Source organism: Noviherbaspirillum saxi (assembly GCF_003591035.1).
Classification (GTDB): domain Bacteria; phylum Pseudomonadota; class Gammaproteobacteria; order Burkholderiales; family Burkholderiaceae_D; genus Noviherbaspirillum; species Noviherbaspirillum saxi.
Window position 1 is genome coordinate 186,447 of the sequence record NZ_QYUO01000002.1, and the last position, 22,935, is coordinate 209,381.

Genomic DNA, 22,935 nt, shown 5'->3' on the forward strand with positions numbered 1-22,935 from the left:
AACTGGTTTCCGCACGTCCACACCATCGGAATTTTTTTATTCTTCAACTGCTGTTTGAGTTTGTTTTGTAGATAAACCCAAACAGGCATGGCGATGAACCGACTCGCTGAGACGTGAGAACACCTTGTGCCCGAAAATCGGCTTAAGCCGTCTCATACTTGTTGCCAGCCGTGGCACGGATAGGATGGGTGTCGTAGATCAGGCTCAGGTATTTGATCCTGTTGCCGCCGTCCTCAAACTCGAATAAATCCATCACCTTAAAAGTAATCAAGGTGCCATCGCTTACGGTCCAGTCGTACTGAAAATATGCGGTCGCACGATTGGATCCGTTCGCGCTGGAAAATACATCGATCGGCGTGATCACATTGCGGCTAGATGCGCCCTGAAGACGCTGAAAGAAGGGAGCGGCATCCATTTCGCCCAGAAAGGGTGACAAGACTTTGCCGTCAGGTGCGAACAGGCTGACTATCTTTTCATAATCGCTGTCGCCCAGCGCCTTCATATAGGTCTGCAGTACGTCGATATAGGTGTCCATTTTTTTCCTCCTCGATGAAGCGATAGATCTTACCAGGAGGGACTGGTGTGCTGGCCGCAGAAAGGAACACAAGAAAACAAACACCGGCCGACCGCAATTCGGACCATGCGATCGGCGCGGCAAGACTCACGTTGGAATCAACTATCTGACCATGCAAGGTTTCTTGTTATCGAACTTCCATCCGGGAATCAGGTATTGCATGGCCACCGCATCATCGCGCGCCCCCAGTCCCATTTCACGGTAACGCTGATGGGCAAGCTCGACCTGCTCCATATCGAGTTCGATGCCGAGCCCCGGCTTCTGCGGCACGGCCACCATGCCGCCCGCAATCTGCAGCGGCTCGCGGGTCAGACGCTGGCCATCCTGCCAGATCCAGTGGGTGTCGATCGCGGTGATCTTGCCCGGCGCTGCAGCGGCAACATGCGTGAACATCGCCAGCGAAATGTCGAAGTGATTGTTGGAATGCGAGCCCCAGGTCAGACCCCATTCATTGCACATCTGCGCCACCCGCACCGAACCCTGCATGGTCCAGAAATGCGGATCGGCCAACGGGATATCCACCGATTGCAACTGGATCGCATGGCCCATTTCGCGCCAGTCGGTCGCAATCATGTTGGTGGCGGTGGGCAAGCCGGTGGCACGACGGAACTCGGCCATGACTTCGCGTCCCGAAAAGCCGTTCTCCGCGCCGCAGGGATCTTCCGCATACGCCAGTACATCATGCTTGTCGCGACACAGGCGAATCGCATCCTTGAGCAGCCAGCCGCCATTCGGATCCAGCGTGATGCGCGCCTGCGGAAAGCGCTCGGACAAGGCGGTGACGGCGTCCATTTCGTCTTCACCGCGCAGCACCCCGCCCTTGAGCTTGAAGTCGTTGAAACCGTAACGCTGGTAGGCCGCTTCGGCAAGACGCACGATGGCGTCAGGCGTCATGGCTTTTTCATGGCGCAGGCGGAACCAGTCGTTGTCGGCCTCCGCTTCGCTCGGATAGGGCAGATCGGTCAGTGTGCGATCGCCGATATAAAACAGGTAACCAAGCATTTCGACCTTGTCGCGTTGCAGTCCTTCGCCGAGCAATGCCGCCACCGGGACCTCAAGGAATTGTCCGAGCAAGTCGAGCATGGCCGCTTCCAGCGCGGTGACTGCATGGATCGTGATGCGCAGGTCGAAGGTTTGCAAGCCGCGCCCCGCGGCATCGCGGTCGGCAAAACTCTGGCGCACGCTGTTGAGTACGCCGTGATACGCGCCGATCGATTTGCCGACCACCAGGTCGCGCGCATCTTCGAGCGTCTGGCGAATGCGTTCGCCGCCCGGCACTTCGCCCACGCCGGTATGGCCGGCGCTGTCGGTGAGGATCACGATATTGCGCGTGAAGAAAGGGCCGTGGGCGCCGCTCAGGTTCAACAGCATGGAATCGCGTCCGGCGACCGGGATGACGCGCATGCCGGTCACGACGGGCGCGCCTCTGGACGCTTGCGCGCTAGTACTTGTAGACATAATTTTTCCGTATCGGTTTATTGGCATGCGCTGAGCAGCGAAGTTAGTGCAGCTAGCGCAGCCTTATTGCATGTATCTTCAGAGACTCAGTCGACAACGATCTTGCCGACTTCGATGACCTGCTTCCAGCGCGCCAGTTCCTTGGCCTGGAAACGGCTGAATTCTTCCGGTGTGTTTGCGACGATTTCAAATCCCTGTTCCACCAAACGCTTCTTGATCTCGGGATCATTCAATGCGCCAACGATCGCGTTGTACAGCTTGCTCTTGACATCCGCCGGCAAGCCCTTGGGTGCCGCATATGCCTGCCAGGAGTACACGTCGACCTCCTTGACACCGGCCTCATCCAGCGTCGGCACTTGCGGCAGCAGTGGCGAGCGCTTGTCGCCGGTGATCGCCAATGCCTTCAGCTTGCCGGTCTTGATGTGCCCGGCAACGACATTGATGTTCTGGAACGACACATCCGCATGGCCGCCGATCAGATCGGTGATGGCGGGAGCACCGCCCTTGTAGGGCACATGAATGCCGCTGGTGCCGGTCTTTTGCCAGAACAGCGCTGCCGTGAGGTGATCGGAAGAACCGGCGCCGGACGTCGCGAAAGTCACCTTTTCGGGATTCTTCTTCAAATGCGCGATCAACTCTTGCAAGGTGTTTGCAGGGAAGCTGGGCGGCGCCACCAGCACATTCGGTGCGCGTACGGCCACGCTCAGCAGATCGAAGTCCTTGGCGGGATCATAGGCAAGCTTCTTTTGCAGCACCGGGTTGACCGAGTAAACGCCGATGGAGGCGACCAGAAACGTGTACCCATCGGGTGGCGCGCTTTTCACGAGGCCTGCGCCAATCGCACCGGTCGCACCGGCCTTGTTTTCAACCACAACCTGCTGCCCCAGGGTCTGCGACATCTTTGCGCCGAGCGTGCGCGCGATCGCGTCGGTAGAACCGCCCGGCGGGAACGGTACGATAGCGGTAATCGGCTTTTCCGGATAGGCGGCATGCGCGACGCCGACAACGCCGAGTGCGAGGGCTACTGCGGTAATGAAGTTCTTCATGTCTATCTCCTGCATTCTTGCGAATGGTTTGGTAAAACTTGCTGTTGAACGATGGTGCTCCGGTGAACGACTCGCTCCAGTTCCTCTTTGGCTATGAAAGAAGGATTCCCTGGTGCCTGACACTTATCGGTTTATTTCCCTTCGGGCAGGCGGCTGATCAACGCACGCAGGCTTTCGATTTCCGCCGGCTTCAGATCGGACAGCGGTGGACGCACCGGTCCTGCGCCATGACCGACAATGCTTGCGCCGGCCTTGACGATGCTTACCGCATAGCCCTGACCGCGATTGCGCAACTCCAGGTAGGGCAGGAAGAATTCCTTGATCAGCCTGTCGGTAGTCGCGGTATCGCCTGCCGCATGCGCGTTGTAGAAATCCATCGCAGTGCGCGGGATGAAGTTGAAGACCGCCGAGGAATAGACCGGCACGCCCATGGCCTTGTAAGCGCCGGCATACACTTCAGCAGTGGGCAAGCCGCCCAAATAAGCGAAACGATCGCCGAGCTGAAGGCGGATTGCCATCATCGCCTCGACGTCGCCGACCCCGTCCTTGAATCCGATGAGATTCGGGCAGCGATCGGCCAATTGCTGCAGCGATTCCGGCGTCAGTCGGCATGCGCCACGGTTATAAACGATCACGCCGAATTTCACGCTGCGGCACACCGCCTCCACATGCGCAACCAAGCCTTCCTGCGTCGCTTCGGTCAGGTAATGCGGCAGTAACAGTACGCCCTGCGCGCCGCGTCGTTCGGCTTCCTGCGCATATTTGATAGCCAGCGTCGTCCCGCCACCGGCGCCAGCAATGATGGGCATACGACCAAGGCAGGTCTCGATGGCGGTGTGGATCACATTGCTGTATTCGGCGGGTTCCAGCGAAAAGAACTCGCCTGTGCCGCCAGCGGCGAACAATGCGGAAGCGCCGTATGGCATCAGCCATTCAAGCCGTTCGGCATAGGCGCCAGGATTGAAATCGAGTTGGGCATCGAAGTCGGTCAGCGGAAAGGAAAGCAATCCGCTTTGAAGCACGATCTTTAATTCTTGAGGAGACATGAAATTACCTTCGTGAAAAGACGACAGACTTGCCGGGTGTATTAGACGCAGAAAGCACTTGTGGATTTGGCACTACCCTGCCCTTAAGAAACACCCACCTGCAACAAATTCCGCACATATCCATCCCGTGACGCTGCCTCATAATGGTAGCGGTACCTTTGCAAATGGTAGCGCTACCTTTTTGGAATGTCAATTAGCGTCGGGCCGATGTTTTGATTGAGGATTAAGCGCTGTCGCGCGCGATGATGGAAAAACCGATGTCGCGCACCGGTTCGGCCACCGCACGGCCTTCCGCCCGGTCGATGATCAGGGCAGCTGCCACGGCACCTATGGCAGTACCGTCGATACGCACCGTAGTCAGAGAAGGATGCAAATCTTCGGCAAAGCCCAGATCGCCGAATCCGATCACGCCAAGGCGTTGCGGAACGTCAATATCCCGTGCCTGGGCTTCGATCAGCACACCCAGCGCCAGCAGATCAGAGCTGCAGAACACTGCATCGGTATCCGGGTTGATATCGAGGACTTCGCGCAAACCCCTGCGTCCGCTACCCAGGGTTGTCGGTGCCGGAACGACGTATTCTCCCGCTTGCCCCTGTGCCAGCATGCCGAGCTTGCCGGCCGTTTCGAGAAAAGCCTTGGCACGCCGCTGCGCCCGCTCGTCGTTCCCACGGATCGTCATCACATTGCGGCGGCCGCGCGCATGCAGGAACTCGGCGACGGCGATCCCGATCTTTTCGTGCGAAAAACCGACCAGCATGTCGATCGGCGTCGGTGTCAGATCCCAGGTTTCCACCACCGGAATGCCGCTCGCCAGCAAGCGGCGGCGGCCATCGGGCGAACGCATGATTCCGGTCAGGACCACGCCGTCGGGACGACGAGCAATGATGGTTTCCAATAAGGCATCTTCGCGGGAATTGGCATAGCCGCTCTGTCCCAGCATCAGCTGATAGCCCGAACGCGCGAGCGATTCGGTCAGCGATTGCACCGTTTCCTGGAACACCGGACCGACCACCGTCGGCACCACGGCGGCAACCAGCCGGCTTCGGCTGGAGGCCAGGCCGCCAGCCAGCATGTTAGGCACATAGCCGGTCTTTTCGACTGCGTCACGCACTTTTTGCAAGACCGCAGGCGATACGGCGTCGGGGGTATTCAATGCTCGGGAGGCAGTGATGGGCGCGACGCCGGCCAGTTTGGCGACATCGCGCAGGGTGATGCCGCCGCTGCCACGGCGACTGCGCTTTTCGCCATTGATTGTGGCGATTTTGCTGGTGCTAGGTTTGGTATCCATAGCCGGGATTTTAACACCAGACATGTATGGTACCGCTACCTTTGGTACATTAGCAGACGGTTGAAAAACCTTGCAAGCAGGTCAAGACGAGGTCGACGAACGCATGCGTACAAATGATACCGAACAAAGGTTCTTAGTGGCGCCATCCACGCCGGTGTCCATGTCCATGATGATGGCCATGGTGCCGGCCGCCACCGCTTCGATAATGCAAGCCAAAATTAAAGTGCACCGGCGGCCCGACGTAGACTGGCGGTCCATATACGGGGGCCGGCATGACATAGCCGGGTTGAACCGCATAGGGGTCGGCGTAGACAGCAGGGGACGCATACGTGCCGTAGGAGGCATCGTAGGGAACAACGGCGCATCCGGACAGTATGACGGCGGCAAAAATCGGAACAAGAAGGTGCTTCATGATAGACCTCGAGTGGAACCTGACGAGCGCGCTGAACACACCGGACAGCCTCGACACTTCATCTTAAATCCGCACAGAGGGCATTCGCGAAAATGTTCCAATTTGTTACCCCTATGCGAATGAAACCGTTGCGTCAATTGAACAGCGCACAGCTTTGATCAATGACAACAATCCGGGGTTTACCGATATCGCTTCACACTCGTTTCTGTATCATCCTCCGCCATGCAACTCAATGAGTACGCCCTCGTCTTTCTTGACAGGCCGTATCCACCGGAGCTGGCGGGAGGAATCAATACCAGCACCAGAATGCTAGTGGGTCAGTAGAGCACTGTGTGCGCATCGGTGCGAGAGTAGCAAAGCGCTCTACATTTCACCGTTGGGTAACCAGCTTGCGCAGAATTTCGGCATGCTCCGCAAGGCTATTCGCAGCGGCCACATGCTCCCTGGCTGCGTCGTGGCGGTCGGCAATCCCCACCGCTTTGGCCAAGCGTTGCAAAAGCTTCTGCTTTTCATGCAGCGCCCTCACGGCGGCCCACACGGCTTCTTCAATCAGACTATCTTGCGCGGTGTTGAGACCTTGCTCTGTAAAAACATGACCGGTATGGCAACGAAAATGGCCGGGGCTTGCCTCATTGATTTCCCAAAGCAAACCTTGACACTCGGGACAGGTGAAACCGGAAGGTACGCCGATACGGTCGAGTTCTTCCATGCTGCTCTTTTGCCGCCGGTCAAAGCGCCCTTCTGTCTCGATCAAATGCCATGACGCCGATGGGACCGCTGCCTCCGGCTCGGTCTCGACGATTTCAAGCAGCCTGTCGGCCAAGCCCTCCAGCGACAGGCAGGCATCGACGTCGACATGGTCCAGAGCGCTACGCGGCATCGAGGGCTCATCGGCCTCATCCGGGTTCTGCACAAGCGCAACGCCGCCATATGCCTTGATCGCTTGAAGGCCTATGGTTCCATCGTCCAGAAATCCGGTCAAGATGATGCCAATTGCATTTTCGCGATAAAACACGGCGGCAGAACGAAACAAGGGATCGATCGCAGGACGAGAAAAATTTTCTTTTGCTCCTTTCGACAGATGGACCATGCCATCTTCGAGCAGCAGGTGCCGGTCCGGCGGCGCGAATAACACAACACCTGGCACCAAGGGTTCGTTATCTTCCGCATGCCGCACGGGCAAGGAAATATCGTTTTCAAGGATTTTTGGCAGGACGCTGTAGTGACTGCCGATATGCAAAACAACCAGGATCGGTGCGGGGAAATTTACCGGCAGTCTACCCAGCAGCCGGCGCAATGCATCCAGCCCGCCTGCCGAGGCGCCGATTACTACAATTCTGGAATGAGCTGCCATTGATATGGTTTCCTTGATTGAACCAGCAATGGCAAACAGGCAAAACGCCAGGCAGCCATGCCTGAACAATTTCGACCCGGATTACACGAATTAATTGCATTTTTTTACAGATACGCTCTCACGCTCTCACTCTACAAGGAGTGTTCATCAAAACGATGTCGGCAAGACGTCGATGCGGCGACGAGAGCAGATTGCGGCAGGCAACCAAGAGCGGACGTACCGGCACGTGACCGGTAGCCGGAGATTCTTATCAGGATTGCGGCGTGCTCTTGTTATCGGAATCCAGTAATCCCGCCATGGTCTTGTGCAATGTATCCAGTGATACCGGCTTGATCAGATGGGCGGAATAGCCCGACTCCAGCGCGCGCTCGGCATCCTGTACACGACCTAGGCCGCTCACCGCGATCGCTACTGTCGTTTTGTGCGCCGGATATTTGCGCACCTCTTCAATGAATGCAAAGCCATCCATGACCGGCATCGCCAGATCGGAAATGATCAGATCGACGGTATTGTCTGCAAGGAACGCCAGTGCGTCAGCGGCATTGTAGGCAGCATTAACGGTTGCGCCATCGTATTCCAGCAAATATTTAAAGCTCTCTACCGCTTCCATATTGTCGTCGAGCAGTAGAATGCGCGCATTCTGAAAATGCTCTGCAACTTGCTCATCGGCTTCATCGCCTGTCGCCGTCGTGGCGTCACGCAAAGGAAGAAATACCCGGAAGCAGGTTCCCTTGCCTATGCCTTCCGATTCCGCCTCCATTCGTCCGCCATGCAACTCAACAATCTGACGCGCCAGCGCAAGACCTATCCCCAAGCCGTTGTTGCCGCGACTGGTGCCGGGGTTCGCCTGCTTGAACATCTCGAATATATGGGGTAAAAATTCGGGATCGATGCCCTTGCCGTCATCCTGCACTTCCAGCAGCACTTCCCTGTCCAGTCGCTTCAGGCACACGTCGATGCGGCCATTCGGCGCGGTAAATTTGACCGCGTTGCCAACGATATTGAGCACCACCTGTTCGAGCCGCACACGATCGGCCTGCACTTCCAGCGGTGCGCCTTTTTCGCTGATGACGATGTGGCGCGCCAGCACACCAGGATCTTGCTTGCATACCGCAATGATGTCTCCCACCAGAGAACCGAAATCGACACGGGAAAGTGACAGTGCCAACTTGCCGGTCTGGACGCGTGAAAGGTCGAGCAGGTCTTCAATCACCTTGGATTGGTTGACGACCGCTGCACGAATACCGCTGACTGCCTTTACACCAAGCTGAGATTCCTGGACTTCCTGCAGCCGTGACAGCAACTCCACATTCATGTGAATCAGATTCAGGGGATTGCGCAACTCATGCGACATGATGGCAAGGAATTCATCCTTCAGCGCATTGGCCATTTCGGCAGTGGAGCGCCCGGCCTGTTCATTGGAAAGCTGGGTTTCGCGGCTGTTTTCCATCCTGATGCGTTCTGTCTGATCGCGTACGATCTTCGCGTAGCCGTCGCGGCTTCCTTCATTCAGGGGCGCCATCACGCCGCTGGCAAAGAACCTGCTTCCGTTCTTGCGCACATTCCAGCGTTCGTTCTCTACGCGGCCTTCTTCCCTGGCCTTGCGCATTTCAAGCTCGGGCACGCCGGCCGCGCAATCTTCTGGCAGAAACACCATATCGCCGGAACGCCCTATCGCTTCCATTTCGGAAAAGCCGTAAATGCCCTCGGCACCCTTGCTCCAGCTCGTGATCAGGCCTTCCCTATCGAGTGTGATGATGGCATAGTCGGTCATACACTCGGCGACCAGACGCATGCGCTCTTCGCCGGCACGCAATCGCAGTTCCACATCGCGCCTGCTGGTAATGTCGAAAAATGTCATCACCGCGCCTTCGATGCGATCTTCGGTAGTGCGATAAGGCAGATGGCGCACGATATAGTAGCGGCCGTCCGTACTGCGCACTTCGCGCTCGACGGCGTGCAAGGTGTCGAAGGTGACCATCACATCTCCGGTCAATGCCGGATAGTCGAGCCGATGCGTGATATCCAGCAAGGGGCGCCCGATATCCGATGGAATCAGATTGAAGATATCCGACGCGCGCGGGGTGTAGCGCTTGATGCGCATGCCGCGGTCCATGAAGATGGTGGCGATGTCGGCGGATGCAATCAGATTGTTCAGATCGTCGTTGATCTTGCTGGTTTCCTCGACCTTGGACTTCAATTCGTAGTTGACCGTACTCAGTTCTTCGTTGACCGACTGCAGCTCTTCCTTGCTGGTTTCCAATTCCTCAGTCGCCGAGCGCAGCTCTTCGTTGATCGCCTGCAATTCCTCATTGGAAGCACGCAATTCTTCATTGGAAACTTCGGAATGTTCTATGGTTTCCTGCAACTGCTCTTTCGTTCGTTGCAGTTCTTCCTCAAGTCGAGCCAGCACGGTATCGCGCTTCTCGCCGGCCGTTTCTGACTCGTCGCTCATGGTCTGTTCTACTTCGTCGAACAGCACCAGAACAAAATCCGCCGCGGCATCATCGTCATGGAAGGGACGGACGGTCATCTTGACGAAATAGGTACGGTCATTCCGGTTCAGCCTGACGCGGCGCGCTTCCACGCTCATTTCACTGCGTATGGCCTGAAACAAAGCGGTACGCAACTCGACTCTTAACTCCGGATGCACCAGCGACACGAGATTGCGCGAAGGCTCGCCTCCGATATGCCGGAGAAAACGGCCAGCGTGTTCGGACATGTAAACAATATCCGAGTCGTGATTCACGATGACGCTGGGTTGTGCATACTGGGCAAGCACGCGTTGATGAACTTCGGCAAATGAAAATTGCCGTTTGCCTACCGGTGGCGGCGCACCAATGTGTTGCTGCCGCATCGAAGTGTAACTGGTCAGCGTTGGCGGATACCGCCCGCGCGACAAGGCCCGGACCTGGTAGATGCGGTGCTTTTTATCAACCGCCGTAAAAAGATTGGATGCCAGGTCGGCCGACTCTGAACTGCCAAGAAACAGGAAGCCGCCGGGATTGAGCGAGAAATGGAACATCTCGAGGACGTGCGCCTGCATTTCCCGGTTCAGGTAGATCAGCAGATTGCGGCAGGAGATCAGGTCGAGTTTGGAAAACGGCGGATCGCGTAAGATATTGTGCGGGGCAAACAATACCCGGTCACGTATGGTTTTGCGGATGCGATAGCGCTCCTCTTCCTTGGTGAAATATTGCTGCAGCCGTTCCGGCGGCACATCCGCCATGATCGAGCCAGGATAAAGCGCAGCACGCGCGGTGCCTATCGCGCGTTCATCGATATCCGATGCAAACACATGGATTTGCGATGGCTTGTTCAATTGCGCAACCTGATCCGAAATCAGCATCGCGATCGAATACGCTTCCTCGCCCGAGGAACAGGCAGGCACCCAGGCGCGGATCTGCTCGTTGGACTGCTTGCCTGCGAGGATATCCGGCAGTACCTTGGTTTCGAGCGCGTCGAAGGCGTCCTTGTCGCGGAAGAAATTTGTCACCCCGATCAGCATGTCGCGCAACAATGCGCCATGTTCGTTGGGGTCAGCTTCCAGCAATTTTCCATATTCCGCCAGCGTGGCAGCGCCGCGAACTTGCAATCGGCGCTCGATACGGCGCAGGATGGTAGGACGCTTGTAATGCCGGAAGTCATGCCCGGTATGCACAAGCAGCAATTTGATGATGTGTTGAAGCGCTTCTTCCGATTCGTTGCTTGACCGATCTTCCAGCAGTGAGTCGTTTTCTTTGCCCTCAAATGAGGGCAACTCGATTGCGCGCGCGTTCTTGCACAATTCAACCAGCTTCGCGGGTATCTCGCGGACCGGCAGAATGAAATCCGCGGTGCCCCCGGCGATTGCTGCGAGCGGCATGCCGTCATGCTGCGCCTCGTTCGGATGTTGCACCAAAATGATGCCGCCTTGTTCCTTGATACGCGTGATTCCGACCGCGCCATCAGATCCGCTACCTGACAGCACGATGGCAAATGCCTGCTCCCGATGCGCCTCGGCCAAGGTACGGAAGAACACATCGATGACGACCCGGGGCCCGGGCGAGGACGTAAACTCCGTCACCGTCAGGTAACCATCCTTCATCGACAGATTGTGGTTTGGGGAAATCACATAGACATGATTGCGCTGGATCAGCGTAGTTTTCGTGACCTGGATCACCGGCATGGCGGTCACACGCTGCAGCACTTCCGACGACGCACTTTCATGCATGGGAGACAGATGAAGGACGACGACGAACGCCATCCCGCTGTCCGCCGGCATTCCTTCAAAAAATCGAATCGACGCTTCCAGGCCTCCTGCAGACGCCCCTATTCCCACGACCGGAAAGTCGAGGTTGCCGCGAACACTGGTTTTTTCGCTGGGTACGGCAGGAGAAAGCGGCTTGTTCATTTGTGGACAGGTTTTTGCGGGTTGCCTAAATTTTAGACTATCTATGGCCCACCGGAACAAAAATACAAGCTGGCGTATGTCCGGCTTAAGCTTATGTTCGAATTATTTTGTGAATGCGATGCGACGGCATAGGCATTCCCGCTACAGTTTCGCAACGACAAGGTAAGCCGGTTAGGGCGCGGAAAGACGACCGTGATCCGCGGTGCCACTTCGCCGATTGCGCATGACGCAGGATTCATTCCATGAGCGTCCTTCTGTGGCCGATGACGCTTCGATCCTCCAGCGCAAGACCAGTTTATCAGCACCATACGTCTTCAATATGGTCTCAGCCGGTTAGGGTGAAAAGGCTCTACGCGCGCGTGCCTTGCCATATCAACTGCAGTCCGGTCAACAGCAAGCCGGCCTGCGCGATACGAAAGAACCACACCTCGTTGACCATGCGCTGCAGCCGGAAACCCAGAAAGACACCCAAGGGCACCAGCGGCGTCAGCACCAGGCTCGATGAAAGATTCGACGCCGACAACTGCCCGAGCAGCGCGTACGGAACCAGCTTGACCAGATTCGTGATAAAGAAAAACATATTGTTCGTTGCGATATAAGTGACTTTCTCTAAACGCAACGGCAATAGATACATCATGACTGGCGGCGCTCCTGCATGTGCGACAAAACTGGTAAAGCCCGCCAGGCCGGACAGACAGGTTCCGCGCAAGAATGACAGCGATGTCGTTGCGCGCGTCAGCGCTGGCAGCACCAGGCGGCTGACGACAAACAGCACCGAGATCACACCGATCAGCAAACGGATCGCATCCTCGCTGAAGGTACCGAAGCTCAGGGCTCCGATCAGGATGCCCAGCAGCGAACCGGGAATCAGCGTTCGCAGGATTGCGCGGTCCCAGCGTCCATAGTAGGCGCGCAGGCCGACGATATCCGTGAGAACCAATATCGGCAGCATGATCCCTGCTGCCTGGCGCGGTGCGATCGCGAGCGACATCAACGGCACGGCGATGCCGCCGAGTGCGCTGAATCCGCTCTTGGAGACGCCGGTTAGCAGAATGGCAGGGATTGCTAGGGCGTAGAAGATCAGGTCGGTTGACATGGCAGGTAACGATCTTGTTGGCTAATGTCGAGTTTGTCTACGCGATTAAGAGATCGTGCAGACAAGACGCGCCTTGATTAAGGCTGCACGAATGGAAGCCTCTATGATACGCGGTCGCCGAGGGTGACGCGCCGAGGCAAGGTTTCGCCATGGATGATAGGGATGCTTTGGTCGACTTTTCGAATTCGAAAGCATCTCTGATGTGCCCTCCAGTAAAGAGTGCCAGTCAGGGTCTAGTTTCCAAGAGTTGCCAAAAACTGGCTTTATCTTGGGTTCGTCAGTCGTTTGTCAGGTTCGGCGCGCAGCCTCAGAGCACACAACAACCATTCGGAGACAAGTATGACAATTGCACAACCCTTGACCATGCCTATCAAAACGTGGGCGACTATGAATAATGGCTCAAGAGCTATCTTCCTTGGCAAGCTCGCTATCATGCTATGCAGCTTCGGTTTTATCTTTGGCGACGTCCTGGTCGAGGGTATGGTCTATGACAAACTGCCCGATGCCGGCAGATGACCCATTTTATCGATAGCTTTCTAGAGATCCAATACCAGTTCAGCTGTCTTGGCACGTGAACAGCAGGGCGTAAACTGGTCATTTTTATCACGCTCCTCATCGGTGAAATACATGTCCCGATGATCCGGCGTCCCGCATAGGACCCGTGTAATGCAGGTGCCACACACACCTTGCTCACATGAGACCGGAATGTCGATTCCGTTTTCCTCTAAGACCTGCACTACGGTGCGGCTTGGGGGAACCGTGTAGTAATCGCCAGTACTTGCGACCTGAATACGGAATGCCTGATCACCTAAGGTATCTACCGGCGCTGCGCCGAAACACTCCAAATGCACGTTCTCTTCAGCCCAGTGCATCGCTTTTGCCGTACCGACTACATATTCAATAAATCCCCCGGGGCCACAGACATAGATATGTGTATCTGGCTCTGGCGTCCGAAGCAACGCCTGCAATTGGAGTTTCTGAGTGTCGTCGCCCGTATCAAAATGAAAATGTACCCTGTCTGAAAAGGAAGATGACTTAATTCGTTTTAAGAATGCAGTCCGTTCAATAGAACGGGTGCAATAATGCATCTCAAAGTCTGCGCTTATTAGCGCTAAGCGCTCTGCCATGCAAAGAATGGGGGTGACTCCAATGCCGCCCGCAAAGAGAAGTGTCTTTCTGGCCGTAACCAGTGGGAAGTGGTTCTTGGGCTCGCTGATCTTAAGCGTGTCACCTTCGGCCACCTTGTCATGCAATGCACTCGATCCTCCGCGAGAACCAGGGTCTCGAAGCACGCCGATCAGATAATGGTGCGTCAAGCTGGCATCATTGCAAAGGGAATATTGTCTTGTGACTGAGTCATTTACGTGTACGTCAATATGCGCTCCCGCACTGAAGGGTGGAAGTGACTTGCCGTCTGTGCTGGCGAGCTCGAAACAGAAGATATCTTCTGCCTCCCTGATTTTTTGTACTACCTTCACTTCAATGCTGCTCATAATTTGAGTGCCTCTTCCATGCAGGATCTACGGTTTACCCGCAAAGCCACATTTCCTTACTAATCTGCCAAATGGGCGCAATTCGATCATGCAGCCTGATTAAGCTGCCCTTCTTCTTTCAATAGCCGGTCCACCGTTCGGCGCATATGTACCCGTGTACGATCAGAAATAGTGTCCACCAACATGGACTCGCCCAGCTCGGTCATCCGCTGCTGCTGCGCTTCCACTATTTCTTTATCTTCCATGAATGCCTTGCCAATTTCCTGGTAAAGAAGTTCAGTGGCTTCCGGCTCATCCTGGCGGTAGCCGTTTGCGGTCGACCAGAAATAGAGCGTAGTAGTCTCCGTTTCCGGTGTCAGTCCATGGTAAAGGCGTAGCGAAAATCCTGGCTGGTCGCGGTTTTCCCGGGCGCCCTTACCAGCATCAATTGCCCCACTCCACTGGATAATCGATGTTGGCGCGATATATTCGAACTCCTGCCAGCGATCGACATTCCCTTTAAATGGAACAGCTTTGGCGTAGGTTGGCGGAGGCACGGAATTTGGCATCCAGCGGGTGAACTTGAGCCCGGTATCTGTCGGGATCGTTTCCATCTCGGCTTTCACATGCGTCATAGGGCTACCGCCGATGGTTTTTCCGTGGATATAGCCAATGTGCGTCAAGTCCATGAGGTTATCAACCAGCAGCATGTAATTGCACTTGACGTGATAAAGCCCGTGTTTATGAGGCCACTTCTTGTAATCATTATGGTATGGATAATCAATGATCTTCGATGTGTCGGCTTTTTCCGCTTCTCCCATCCATATCCACAAAAACTCATCTTTCTCGACTAAGAGATAGTTGCGTACCCGCGCCTTCTGTGGAATCTTATCCTGGCCAGGAACAGACACGCATTGCCCTGAGCAGTCAAAGGTCAGTCCATGGTAACCGCACTGCAGACCCTCTTCTGTGACCTGGCCTAATGACAATGGGACTGCACGATGGCAGCAACGGTCGACAAGCGCCGCTGCCTTACCCGTCTTGTCGCGAAACAGTACTATGGGTTCATTGAGAATACGCCGTGCAAGTGGTTTCCCGGTGACTTCATTTGCCCAGGCGGCGATATACCATGCGTTACGAATAAACATGATGTCTCCCCTACTTTCTTAAAGGGAGCTCGTTGCTGACGAGTTCAGCAGGAAGCTCCTAACTGCGTTTCCCAGCCGTGTCGGCTGCTCGACATTCGACAAATGTCCACCAGGCAGCTCCGTGTAAATTGCTCGAGGAATTGCGTTGGCGATGTAACGCGCGTCGGCAGGCGGTGTTGCAGCATCGGCTGTCCCAGCCACAACTATCGTAGGGGCAGTAATCGATTTAATGGACTCTCGCTGATCCATGTCACGAATGGCGGCGCAGGAACCGATGTAACCATTCACCGGCGAACTATGGGCCATATTGAGCACCCGCTCCGTTCCTTCCTTGTTTTGAGCGACAAACTCTGGAGATAACCAGCGCTCGAGCACGGCAGTGCGAATAGCCGACATCCCTTTTCCGCGCACGGCTTCCGCACGAGCGTCCCAAGACTCTGGTGGCCCGATCTGCGCTGCGGTATTGCACAGCACGAGCTTGTCAATACGTTCAGGATGTTTGGTGGCTAGACGCATACCCACCATCGCCCCAAGGGAAAGGCCGCACAAATGGACCCGGCGCAAACTTAAGCTGTCGAGTAGACTTAACAAGTCATTTCCCAGCATGTCGATTGAATAAGGTCCATCAGTCACTGTTGATTTGCCTTGCCCGCGAGCGTCGTAGCGCAGGACACCAAAGGAGTTCTGCAAGGCAGGCACCACGGCGTCCCAGACCGTGAGATCGGTGGCAATCGAATTAATAAAGACCAGTACAGGCGCTGCCTGGGGACCATCCAGTCGATAATGGAGGTCAATATCATTGACGCGGATCGTTGGCACAGAGGTACTCCTAGATAATGACGTTGCGAGACTGGGGCGGCACGTCAAACTTATTGCCGGACGCACCGCTCTTCCCGCAATTTGGAAGGTGATATTTGGTTCTTACTTGGCCGCTTCTTTGCCGGGATCTTTTGCATTCTTGTAGCCGTCGAATTCGACATTGGCCATCTTGCCGTTTAATTTGTCGACTTTGCGAACATAAACGGTTTGCACCGGGTCGCGCGTCTCGGCATCGATGGTCAACGGACCACGCGGGCTGTCGATCTGAAGGCCCTTCAGTACTGCCATAGCCCGGTCGCCATCGATCATCCCGCTCAACTTGCTAGCGACGGCATAGATTGCCGCCATGCCGTCATAAGCCGACACCGCCATGAAGTCGGGCACCATGCCTGACTTATCAATATCGAGGTAAGTCGACACAAATTCTTTGTTCTTCGCGCTATCGTGCGTCATGGAATAAAAGCCGGTGGTGACCGCACTCATGGCCGATTCCCCAATCAGAGACAGTTCCCGATCGTCGGCCCAACCTTCGGTTGAGAGGACCCGGATTCCGCTTTGCTTCAAGCCTCGCTCACCATAGGCCTTCATGAACGAAATCATTGGCTCTCCCGCAGCAAGGAATACGAACACCGCGTCGGGTTTAGCATCCTTTACTTTTTGCAGATAAGGCGAAAAGTCACGGGCAGACAACGGGACACGTATGACACCGCTCACCTTTCCCCCCGCCGTCTCAAAACCTTTCTTGAAATATGTCTCCGCGTCGATGCCGGGACCATATTCCGAAACCACGGTGACGACATTCTTTATTGCATTTTTTGCTGCCCAGTCGCCCATTGGCATCGATACCTGCGGCGTCGTGAACGAGACGCGTGCAATATATGGCGAGCGCGTACTGATGGTGGAGGCCGCCGCGTTCATAACGATCATCGGTGTTTTGGAAGCGGTAGCGACCGGTGCAGCTGCAAGAGCATTTGGTGTAAATCCAAAGCCCGCGAGAAAATGAACCTTGTGGTTAGTTACAAGCTCTTGCGCAAGCCGCTTGGCTACTTCCGGAACTGGGCCGGTACTATCACGAATAATGAGTTCAACCTTCTTACCCGCCACCTTGTCACCGTTGATTTTCATAAACGACTGGATGCCGTTTTCCATCTGCTTGCCATAGCTTGCGAATGGCCCAGATTTTTCAAGGATAAGTCCCACGCGTATGGTGTCCTCTTGTGCGATCACTTGGGGCGAAAAAAGAAATGTCATGCCGGCCGAAGCCAATAGCAGAGCAAATCGACGGCGGGTTTTCATGTTGTCTCCTGTAAATCAAGCTTGATGGAAGCTAGTACATTTAATTTTTTCGGCAGCAAATAGTCGTTTGCTGTTGAACAGATTCTGCGATTGGCAGTATTATCTGTCAATCAAATGCACAAATAACGCTAATCCATACCATGGATATTGAAAAGATTGACTTGAACCTGTTGCGCATCTTTGATGCGTTAATGCGGACCAGAAATGTGACGCTTGCTGGTGAGATTGTTGGACTTAGCCAGCCTGCGGTTAGCTTTGCATTGAACAAGCTCCGCGTCCTCACTGACGATCTTCTGTTCGTTCGGACATCCAAGGGGATGGAGCCAACGCCCAGAGCTTTGAGAATGGCTGATCCTATTCAGCACGTTCTGGAGGTTGTTCAGCGTGATGTGTTTTTAAAGGATAATTTCGACCCACTGACGAGTACCCGGGTCTTTACCTTGAGTCTGTCGGACGTGGGTGAGATGGTTTTCCTGCCGAAACTGCTCAAGAAGCTACGCATGTCAGGGCCCGGTATTACATTCAAATCCGTGTCCATGACTCCTGCACGTCTAGAAGAAGCCATGACCGCAGGAGAGGTCGACTTGGCCGTCGGCTATTTTCCAGACATCACCAAGGCCAATTTCTACCAACAGCATCTTTTTACGCATACCTTTGCGTGTCTGGTCCGTCGCGACCACCCCACCATCAAAAGACAGCTCTCAATGAAGCAATTCCTGGACGCGTCACATGTCGTGGTTAGGGCCGAAGGACGGAGTCAGGAAATAATGGAGCGATATCTGGAAGGGCAAAATATCGCGCGCAAAGTAGGGCTCAGCATCCCGCATTTCATGAGCATCCCTCATTTATTGCCGGAGTCTGACATGATCGTCACGGTGCCCTATTCGTGCGCAGAAGCCTTTGCCAAATTTGGTACATTGAAGATGCTTGACCTGCCGATGAAAGCACCGGCGTTCGATTTAAAACAGCACTGGCATGCACGATATCACCGAGATGCAGGCAACCAATGGTTGCGCGGGATTATCTATGAATGCTTTTCAAAAGGAATTTAGCGAGATAGCGCCTGTACGTAGTTCCGTTTCTGGGCTAGGTATCGACCAGTTAAGTGGATGGAATAATGAACATGACGGATTCCACTTCCTGCCCTACTCAGTGCGACTACCTCTCTATTTAAGTATCTGCACCGACTTCTCGAGAAGAAGCAGACTCATCTTCTCGTTTTACCGAGCAGAAGTAATCTTACCCCCTACACGCTACTCGATGACCAAAAACAACAAAGCCCAACCTTTTGGGCTGGGCTACGTGCTTAAGTCTTTTGGTGCTGATGAGAGGAGTCGAACCTCCGACCTACTGATTACGAATTTACAACATTTTCGTTAATTTTTTATTAATCAGTCACTTGCAATTCTTGCCGCGTTTCATCCTCAGGCTCATCCAAGAGTATCAAACCGTATTCAGATGCTCGTGTGCCACAGGTCTGACACAGCATACTTGTGCTTCGACGCATGCCTCGTATCGTAACAGCCATATTGCTGTACTCTATGAGACAGCCAAATTCAACGGTAGTGGCTGACTATTTCAGTCGGCAGTTATGCTATCGCAGCTATATGCGCCATACTTTTGGCGGACTACGAAGTTCACGGACAGTAAACCGGCGGGCTAAGCCCACTGCCCCGACTTCCACCGTTGAACGTTGCCGGCATGTTAGCGAAAACCGCTTCATGGCGCTTTACCAGGACAGATACCTAGACTTCACGAAGCATTTTCTTCATCCTCAGCCAGCAATAGGTCGATTTGGGCCTTTAATCGAGACTTGTCTGCCGCAAAAAAGGGGGTTGGTATCAAAAGCCACGCTCGTCGACCGCCGGATAAACGGACAGGTATCCGGTCAAAATCATCTTGCTCGATACTGTGCATAACGCTGACTGGCGCCAATCGTGCTGAGGGCACAACCACAGAGGTTGATAATACCTCCTCTGGCTTTGAGACTGATGAAGACGGAATCTCCTCAATAGATTCGACGTCTCCGACATTTGCTGGAGAATCGTAGTAGCCAGAAAAGTCTACAGATTGTTTAAACGAGGCAAGTGTAGATTCAGCGGCAGACGGAATAAAACCTCGTTGAATGAGTTCGTATTTCAAATTGGCATCGGAAGGAAGGCCAGATGCGTACTTCTCAAGGAGTTCAGCATAAAGCGGGGGCTGCTTAAGAAATTTTATCAACAAGGCTCGTCGTTGCTCCTCTTCTGGAGCATAGCGAAAGGACTCGACGTCCTTTGAAACTGCCAAGAATCCTTCTTTAGGACGATCCAAGAGGCCGTAATAGCGCATCGATGCTATTGCTGAAAGTGCCGATCCATTGTTGGCACTTTTGTAGCCTATGTGGTTTGCGATTATGTCGACTGCAGCGGGATGTAGTCGCTCTTTGTCGTAGACCTTAATCGCCCGGTCCAAAGCCTCATTTAATGACATGGAAGGTGCACGCGGACTTTTTTTACGTATGACTTCAGCCATTACTGACCTCACTTAGATTTTCACCAACTCGATTTCGGTATAACTGGGACCGAAAGCCCGTATAACAAGGAGTATACGGGATTCACAAAGAAATTATGCTCACATTATTTCAAATCAGATACTTTTTTCGCATTTATACCTAAAATTTGTTCATTCGCTATTCGCGAATAACGAATACGCTATTTATACGTTATTCCGCTTAAATATGAGTCTAATCAGAATCATAGAAAGGAACAAATTGCATAAAAGATAATATAATTGGGCTTGATGGCTAATTTTCGGCTTGTTCGCCATTCGCGAAAAGCGAATACTTGCTCTTATGCGGACGCAGTCGTAGTATGTAAAAATGTCATGAAGGCTTAGAAAGATCCAATGAATTTGCCTAAAAGCAAGCAACCCACACTAAAACCGCAAGACTTATTTGTGTCGTTAAAAATAGCGGTACGGCCAGATCGCCAATACACCTTCTCCGACCTTGCCGCGGAATTGTTTATGTCAGTGTCAGAAGTACACGCGGCAGTAAAGCGCGCCGAAGCATCTCGATTTCTAAGTCGTTCGGGCACAGAATTGAGAGCCATCCGCTCAACGTTGCAAGAATTTTTAGTTCACGGAGTTCAGTACTCATTTCCCCCTTTAATCGGCTCACTTGCACGGGGAATGCCAACCAGGTTCGCCGGTCCCGTACTAAAAGAGCACTTTATGACAGGGGATGGCCTACCTCCTGTCTGGCCTGACCCAGAAGGCGAAGCAAGAGGAACTTCGCTCCAACCGCTCTATCACTCTGTTCCAGCAGCCTGTCGCGCAGATCAAAAGCTTTACGGCGTACTTACGTTGGTTGATGCACTTCGTGCTGGATCCGCTAGGGAAAAGGAACTTGCCTCACAACTACTAATGGAGCACTTAAAATGAACGCACAGGATCCGAACGTCGCTTCCGTAGAACTTGTAGCGCACGCACTTGGAGAACTCTGCGAAGAACTCGTGCTTGTTGGAGGTTGTGCGGTTGGATTGCTCATTACTGACCCGGCGCGACCGTCTGTACGAGCAACACAGGATGTCGACCTAATTGCAGAAGTAACATCGCTTGGAAACTATTACGATCTTCAGCAAAAGCTGAAAGACCGCGGCTTCCAGGAGCAAGGAGATGTTATCTGTCGCTGGCGCAAAGGCGCGCTCATTGTTGATGTAATGCCTGCCGAAGAGATCGGTCTGGGATTTTCAAACCGCTGGTATCCACTTGCTGTTCAGCACGCTCAACATCTTACGTTACCAAGTGGGACGGTAATAAGGATAGTGAATGCTCCACTGTTTATCGCAACTAAACTGGAATCCTTTCAAGGCCGAGGGGAGGGAGACTATGGACATCACGACATTGAAGACATTGTGAATTTGATTGACGGCCGGAAAGAACTTATCGATGAAGTAGCATCGTCGGATCGAGCTGTTCGCGAATACATTCAACAAGAATTTGAAGATCTTTTAGCCGATGAATTATTCACCGAGCAGCTACCTTGGCATCTCCATCCAGATCCTTCAAATCAAGCTCGCGTCTCGCTCTTGATTGAAAGGCTACGAAAGCTTGCAGGGCTATAGTCGGCTTTTTTGCTGTTCATCGTTGGTTGGACAGCGAAACATATGCAGACACGAATTATTCAGAGGTAGAAACGAATAGCTAGGCGTTGGGATGCATCAATATGCTAAACGAATTGCCGAGAGCTTTTTCTCCCTTAAACGGCCTGTTTTACGCGCCCTTGCCGCTTGATTGCCGCCGCATCCCAGGCAGCGGCAGGACCGCTGTCCAATCCTTCCTGGATGTCCTGGCGCAACTGCTCAAGCTTGGCGGCCCGCAGCCGGTCCGTTTCCTCCATCAACCAGAGTGCTTCGCACACCATTTCGCTGGCTGACGTGTAAAGGCGGGAATTCACTTTTTGCCCCACCATTCCTTCGAGTTGCGGCGTGAGATTGATGTTCATATTCATTGGAAAACCTCTTGATTTCATCATTAACCCATCACATGAAAGATATCAAAGATTGACATTTCTTGTGCTTCACTCGCCAAGAAGGAGTTTGCCGCGAATCGTGTACGTGACAAAGTCCGCGTCAAGCCGCTCCGATATTGGATCGCCTCTCCCTGCGTTGCATTTATTGCAAGTTGCAACAGTTTCACCTACTCTGTAATGGCAAGCAGGACATCCCATCGCGGGATTCCAAGGATCATGCCCTTGGCGGTGCGCCCGTTACGCGCCTTTGGAGCCAGCGGCAATGCGCCGCTGAATATGTTGGACCGAACGTGCGTCCGTCCCCTTGAAGGCGGCCAGGTTCACGGAGAAGCATCGTCCCCTTGGGGACGTGCTGATGATGCGGTTGGCAACAACCGCATAGAGAGACGGCATGGAATCACCGGGAGGCGATTCCGGTTTTCTTGCAGGACCATGCCGTCGTTTTCACTGCAGAGTGGCCGGTGCCATACCGGCCATATTCGTCAGCGCGTGCCCACCCATTGTGATGCCGGCACGCTGGAACGCGCCAGCGTTCCAGATCCCGTTCGTCCCCGGCCTGGTGCCGGGGCGAATACGCAGCAAACCATCGATGTCCGATGGACGCGGCATGACTACGTCCACGCGCATCGATGCGTTTCAATCCGTGCGGCTCGTGCCCCCGAGCATGGACTGCACGCCTTCGATATCCCTACCGTCGCCAGCAGCACAACATCTGCATGCGCTGGCGCTTGCCAAGACCTGCGCCATGCACATGTCGATGACAGAGTGGCGTATGCCTGCTGCGGCAGGTGCGGCGACCGTCACTGCACAGTGACGGTCGCTTCTACCACCGCTGGCGGCCTTTGCAACCCTCGTCTGACGCGGGGTGCGCCGCCCCATCTGCAACGGATGGTCGCGGGACAGGGATCCGTGATGGCGGCCAGACCGCTTTTCACCGAGTACGGCAAGCGCCAGACGCTTGCCGCCGTTTGTCCACGACACGGACGTCCAGAACGTGCGCGCAGCGCACTCCTTGGGACC

Annotated in this window: 21 protein-coding genes; 5 read left to right on the plus strand and 16 right to left on the minus strand. The window is 54.3% G+C overall.

The window, feature by feature from the left end:
- Positions 1-142: 142 nt before the first annotated feature.
- The 9 genes from D3871_RS16750 to D3871_RS16790 form a co-directional block, all read right to left on the minus strand.
- The gene (locus D3871_RS16750) at positions 143-535 is read right to left on the minus strand and encodes a nuclear transport factor 2 family protein (protein ID WP_119770260.1); all 393 of its coding nucleotides are present in this window, start codon (positions 533-535) and stop codon (positions 143-145) included.
- A gap of 141 nt (positions 536-676) precedes the next feature.
- Positions 677-2,032 carry a glucarate dehydratase gene (gudD, locus tag D3871_RS16755; protein WP_119770261.1) on the minus strand — a complete coding sequence of 452 codons (1,356 nt, stop codon included), beginning with the start codon at positions 2,030-2,032 and terminating at the stop codon, positions 677-679.
- Between the two features lie 86 nt (positions 2,033-2,118).
- The gene (locus tag D3871_RS16760) at positions 2,119-3,078 is read right to left on the minus strand and encodes a Bug family tripartite tricarboxylate transporter substrate binding protein (RefSeq protein WP_233575682.1); all 960 of its coding nucleotides are present in this window, start codon (positions 3,076-3,078) and stop codon (positions 2,119-2,121) included.
- A gap of 131 nt (positions 3,079-3,209) precedes the next feature.
- Positions 3,210-4,124, minus strand: a complete 915-nt coding sequence (gene kdgD, locus D3871_RS16765; protein WP_119770263.1) for a 5-dehydro-4-deoxyglucarate dehydratase — start codon at positions 4,122-4,124, stop codon at positions 3,210-3,212.
- Between the two features lie 223 nt (positions 4,125-4,347).
- The gene (locus tag D3871_RS16770) at positions 4,348-5,412 is read right to left on the minus strand and encodes a LacI family DNA-binding transcriptional regulator (RefSeq protein WP_199724828.1); all 1,065 of its coding nucleotides are present in this window, start codon (positions 5,410-5,412) and stop codon (positions 4,348-4,350) included.
- A 133-nt stretch (positions 5,413-5,545) separates the two neighbouring features.
- Complete coding sequence (locus D3871_RS29865) at positions 5,546-5,824, minus strand: hypothetical protein (RefSeq protein ID WP_147376830.1); 279 nt, start codon at positions 5,822-5,824, stop codon at positions 5,546-5,548.
- Between the two features lie 370 nt (positions 5,825-6,194).
- Positions 6,195-7,178, minus strand: a complete 984-nt coding sequence (locus D3871_RS16780) for a chemotaxis protein CheB (protein ID WP_119770266.1) — start codon at positions 7,176-7,178, stop codon at positions 6,195-6,197.
- Between the two features lie 250 nt (positions 7,179-7,428).
- Positions 7,429-11,571, minus strand: coding sequence for a CheR family methyltransferase (locus D3871_RS16785; RefSeq protein WP_119770267.1), 4,143 nt, complete (start codon positions 11,569-11,571; stop codon positions 7,429-7,431).
- Positions 11,572-11,920: 349 nt separating this feature from the next.
- A complete protein-coding gene (locus D3871_RS16790; RefSeq protein WP_119770268.1) occupies positions 11,921-12,667 on the minus strand; it encodes a sulfite exporter TauE/SafE family protein in 747 nt (248 codons plus the stop codon).
- A 339-nt stretch (positions 12,668-13,006) separates the two neighbouring features.
- Between D3871_RS16790 and D3871_RS30270 the strand changes: the two genes are divergently transcribed.
- A complete protein-coding gene (locus D3871_RS30270) occupies positions 13,007-13,183 on the plus strand; it encodes a hypothetical protein (protein WP_158597960.1) in 177 nt (58 codons plus the stop codon).
- Positions 13,184-13,203: 20 nt separating this feature from the next.
- On the opposite strand, the gene D3871_RS16795 is transcribed toward D3871_RS30270, so the two are convergent.
- The 4 genes from D3871_RS16795 to D3871_RS16810 all read right to left on the minus strand — a co-directional run bounded on the left by D3871_RS16795 (position 13,204) and on the right by D3871_RS16810 (position 17,402).
- A complete protein-coding gene (locus D3871_RS16795) occupies positions 13,204-14,160 on the minus strand; it encodes a PDR/VanB family oxidoreductase (protein WP_119770269.1) in 957 nt (318 codons plus the stop codon).
- Between the two features lie 86 nt (positions 14,161-14,246).
- Positions 14,247-15,287, minus strand: a complete 1,041-nt coding sequence (locus D3871_RS16800) for an aromatic ring-hydroxylating oxygenase subunit alpha (RefSeq protein ID WP_119770270.1) — start codon at positions 15,285-15,287, stop codon at positions 14,247-14,249.
- 18 nt (positions 15,288-15,305) lie between these two features.
- On the minus strand, positions 15,306-16,106 hold the full coding sequence (gene pcaD, locus D3871_RS16805; protein WP_119770271.1) for a 3-oxoadipate enol-lactonase: 801 nt from the start codon (positions 16,104-16,106) through the stop codon (positions 15,306-15,308).
- Between the two features lie 102 nt (positions 16,107-16,208).
- Positions 16,209-17,402: an ABC transporter substrate-binding protein gene (locus D3871_RS16810; RefSeq protein WP_119770272.1), complete on the minus strand. Its 1,194-nt coding sequence runs from the start codon at positions 17,400-17,402 to the stop codon at positions 16,209-16,211.
- A gap of 140 nt (positions 17,403-17,542) precedes the next feature.
- Here D3871_RS16810 and D3871_RS16815 point away from each other — a divergent pair, with 140 nt between their 5' ends.
- Entirely contained in the window at positions 17,543-18,454 is a 912-nt protein-coding gene (locus D3871_RS16815) for a LysR family transcriptional regulator (protein ID WP_119770273.1), read from the plus strand.
- Between the two features lie 700 nt (positions 18,455-19,154).
- Here the strand turns inward: D3871_RS16815 and D3871_RS16820 are convergent.
- Positions 19,155-19,916, minus strand: coding sequence for a hypothetical protein (locus D3871_RS16820; RefSeq protein WP_147376831.1), 762 nt, complete (start codon positions 19,914-19,916; stop codon positions 19,155-19,157).
- A 372-nt stretch (positions 19,917-20,288) separates the two neighbouring features.
- Here D3871_RS16820 and D3871_RS16825 point away from each other — a divergent pair, with 372 nt between their 5' ends.
- Positions 20,289-20,825, plus strand: coding sequence for a hypothetical protein (locus D3871_RS16825; protein WP_119770275.1), 537 nt, complete (start codon positions 20,289-20,291; stop codon positions 20,823-20,825).
- Positions 20,822-21,508, plus strand: coding sequence for a hypothetical protein (locus D3871_RS16830; RefSeq protein ID WP_119770276.1), 687 nt, complete (start codon positions 20,822-20,824; stop codon positions 21,506-21,508). The genes D3871_RS16825 and D3871_RS16830 overlap by 4 nt, the downstream gene beginning before the upstream one ends.
- Positions 21,509-21,642: 134 nt before the next feature.
- Here D3871_RS16830 and D3871_RS16835 read toward each other — a convergent pair whose 3' ends face one another.
- Together D3871_RS16835 and D3871_RS30275 are read right to left on the minus strand one after the other, a co-directional pair.
- Entirely contained in the window at positions 21,643-21,894 is a 252-nt protein-coding gene (locus D3871_RS16835; protein WP_119770277.1) for a type II toxin-antitoxin system ParD family antitoxin, read from the minus strand.
- 465 nt (positions 21,895-22,359) lie between these two features.
- A complete protein-coding gene (locus D3871_RS30275) occupies positions 22,360-22,524 on the minus strand; it encodes a hypothetical protein (protein WP_158597961.1) in 165 nt (54 codons plus the stop codon).
- Between D3871_RS30275 and D3871_RS16840 the strand changes: the two genes are divergently transcribed.
- Entirely contained in the window at positions 22,523-22,729 is a 207-nt protein-coding gene (locus tag D3871_RS16840; protein ID WP_147376832.1) for a hypothetical protein, read from the plus strand. The genes D3871_RS30275 and D3871_RS16840 overlap by 2 nt on opposite strands.
- The last annotated feature ends 206 nt before the right edge of the window (positions 22,730-22,935 follow it).

Excerpts from the sequence above, each read along its gene's own strand:
- D3871_RS16770 (WP_199724828.1), bottom strand. The coding sequence starts at position 5,412 with ATGGATACCAAACCTAGCACCAGCAAAATCGCCACAATCAATGGCGAA.
- D3871_RS16800 (WP_119770270.1), bottom strand. The coding sequence starts at position 15,287 with ATGTTTATTCGTAACGCATGGTATATCGCCGCCTGGGCAAATGAAGTC.
- gudD (WP_119770261.1), bottom strand. The coding sequence starts at position 2,032 with ATGTCTACAAGTACTAGCGCGCAAGCGTCCAGAGGCGCGCCCGTCGTG.
- D3871_RS16840 (WP_147376832.1), top strand. The coding sequence starts at position 22,523 with ATGACTACGTCCACGCGCATCGATGCGTTTCAATCCGTGCGGCTCGTG.
- D3871_RS16820 (WP_147376831.1), bottom strand. The coding sequence starts at position 19,916 with ATGGCTGAAGTCATACGTAAAAAAAGTCCGCGTGCACCTTCCATGTCA.
- kdgD (WP_119770263.1), bottom strand. The coding sequence starts at position 4,124 with ATGTCTCCTCAAGAATTAAAGATCGTGCTTCAAAGCGGATTGCTTTCC.
- D3871_RS30275 (WP_158597961.1), bottom strand. The coding sequence starts at position 22,524 with ATGCCGCGTCCATCGGACATCGATGGTTTGCTGCGTATTCGCCCCGGC.
- D3871_RS16780 (WP_119770266.1), bottom strand. The coding sequence starts at position 7,178 with ATGGCAGCTCATTCCAGAATTGTAGTAATCGGCGCCTCGGCAGGCGGG.
- D3871_RS16790 (WP_119770268.1), bottom strand. The coding sequence starts at position 12,667 with ATGTCAACCGACCTGATCTTCTACGCCCTAGCAATCCCTGCCATTCTG.
- D3871_RS16795 (WP_119770269.1), bottom strand. The coding sequence starts at position 14,160 with ATGAGCAGCATTGAAGTGAAGGTAGTACAAAAAATCAGGGAGGCAGAA.
- D3871_RS16835 (WP_119770277.1), bottom strand. The coding sequence starts at position 21,894 with ATGAATATGAACATCAATCTCACGCCGCAACTCGAAGGAATGGTGGGG.
- D3871_RS16785 (WP_119770267.1), bottom strand. The coding sequence starts at position 11,571 with ATGAACAAGCCGCTTTCTCCTGCCGTACCCAGCGAAAAAACCAGTGTT.
- D3871_RS16830 (WP_119770276.1), top strand. The coding sequence starts at position 20,822 with ATGAACGCACAGGATCCGAACGTCGCTTCCGTAGAACTTGTAGCGCAC.
- D3871_RS16825 (WP_119770275.1), top strand. The coding sequence starts at position 20,289 with ATGAATTTGCCTAAAAGCAAGCAACCCACACTAAAACCGCAAGACTTA.
- D3871_RS16760 (WP_233575682.1), bottom strand. The coding sequence starts at position 3,078 with ATGAAGAACTTCATTACCGCAGTAGCCCTCGCACTCGGCGTTGTCGGC.
- D3871_RS30270 (WP_158597960.1), top strand. The coding sequence starts at position 13,007 with ATGACAATTGCACAACCCTTGACCATGCCTATCAAAACGTGGGCGACT.
- D3871_RS16750 (WP_119770260.1), bottom strand. The coding sequence starts at position 535 with ATGGACACCTATATCGACGTACTGCAGACCTATATGAAGGCGCTGGGC.
- D3871_RS16810 (WP_119770272.1), bottom strand. The coding sequence starts at position 17,402 with ATGAAAACCCGCCGTCGATTTGCTCTGCTATTGGCTTCGGCCGGCATG.
- D3871_RS29865 (WP_147376830.1), bottom strand. The coding sequence starts at position 5,824 with ATGAAGCACCTTCTTGTTCCGATTTTTGCCGCCGTCATACTGTCCGGA.
- D3871_RS16815 (WP_119770273.1), top strand. The coding sequence starts at position 17,543 with ATGGATATTGAAAAGATTGACTTGAACCTGTTGCGCATCTTTGATGCG.